Here is a 1,298-nt window from a genome sequence, read left to right as displayed (position 1 = left end):
GTGGACCGCGCCGAGGTCGCGCGGGTCGGTCTCGGCGGCCGGATCTGGGTGCGCGCCTCGGCGCCGATCCCGCCGGAGCCCGAGGCCTGGCAGGTCGGTGCGACCGTCGCCGGGCTGATCCGCCAGGTGGTGGCGCCGTCGGCGGCCAACGCCCCACTGCTCGGCATCGGCGTCGCGGTCCCCGGCCTGGTCCGGCGCAGCGACGGTCTGATCAGGCACGCCCCCAACCTGAACTGGCACGACGTGTCCTTCGGTTCCATCGTGCTGGCCGCGCTGTCCCTCGACGTACCGATCGCGCTCGGCAACGACGCCGACCTCGGCGCCCTCGCCGAGCACCGCCGCGGCGCCGCGGTCGCGGTCGACGACCTGGTCTACCTCTCCGGCAACGTCGGTGTCGGCGCCGGGGTCATCACCGGCGGCAACCGGCTCGAGGGCGTCGCCGGCTACGCGGGCGAGATCGGGCACCTCTGCCACGACCCCCGGGGCCTGATCTGCCACTGCGGCAGCCGGGGGTGCTGGGAGACCGTGGTCGGTGCGCCGGCCATCGCCGACGCCTTGCGCTGCCCGGCCGACCAGGTGCCGCGGCTCGGCGAGATCCTCGACGCCATGGCCACCGCTCCCCGCGAGCTGCGGCCGATCGCGGTCGACCTCGGTCGCGGGCTGGCCGCGGTGGTCAACATCTTCAACCCCAGCGTCGTGATCCTCGGCGGCTACTTCCTCCCGCTCTTCCGCCTGTGCCGCAGCGAGGTCGCTGCCGGCCTCGCGGAACGCGCGCTGCTACCCGCCAAGGACACCGTGCGGCTGACCCTCCCCGGGCTGGGCGAGGACTCGGTGCTGTTCGGCGCCGCCGAGATGGCGATGGAGCCGGTCTTCGTCGATCCCGTCGCCAGCCTCGCGGCCGGCGTGACGGACGCCTCCTCCCTCCTCGCCGGCTAGAAGACGCGCGCCGGCACGACTACGCGAGCAGGTCGGCACCATGGGTGAAGGCGCCCTCGAGCGCCCGCTCGGCGGCTCCGGTCGCGGCGGAGCCGGTGCCGAGCTGCCCGAGCTTGAGCTCCGGGCCGCCCAGGTCACTGGGCGCCAGCGAGTCGGCCAGCACGGTGGCGGCCGGGGCCAGGATGAGGTCGCCCAACGGGACGAAGTAGCCGCCGAGCACGACGGTCCCCGGGTCGAGGACGCCGGTGACGACGGCCAGGCCGCGGCCGAGCCACCGGCCCACCCGGGCGATGGCGGCGCGCGCGTCCGCCGAGCCGCGGGCCACCCGGGCCACCTCGACCGCGGTCTCGTACGGCGTGCCG

The 1,298-nt window shown here is 75.8% G+C and carries 1 protein-coding gene and 1 pseudogene; one reads left to right on the top strand and one right to left on the bottom strand.

Going from position 1 to position 1,298, the window contains the following annotated elements:
- The coding region (locus H0488_RS23300; RefSeq protein WP_183101541.1) for an ROK family protein at nt 1-936 on the top strand (936 nt) is incomplete at its 5' end.
- Nucleotides 937-955: 19 nt separating this feature from the next.
- Here the strand turns inward: H0488_RS23300 and H0488_RS23295 are convergent.
- Nucleotides 956-1,298 (bottom strand): annotated as a pseudogene (locus H0488_RS23295) (ROK family protein); the annotation flags it as partial.

It is taken from the genome of Nocardioides pelophilus, assembly GCF_014180685.1.
Taxonomy (GTDB): Bacteria; Actinomycetota; Actinomycetes; order Propionibacteriales; family Nocardioidaceae; genus Nocardioides; species Nocardioides pelophilus.
The sequence above is the reverse complement of the archived record's forward strand: the minus strand, read 5'-3'. Positions and strand labels throughout refer to the sequence as shown.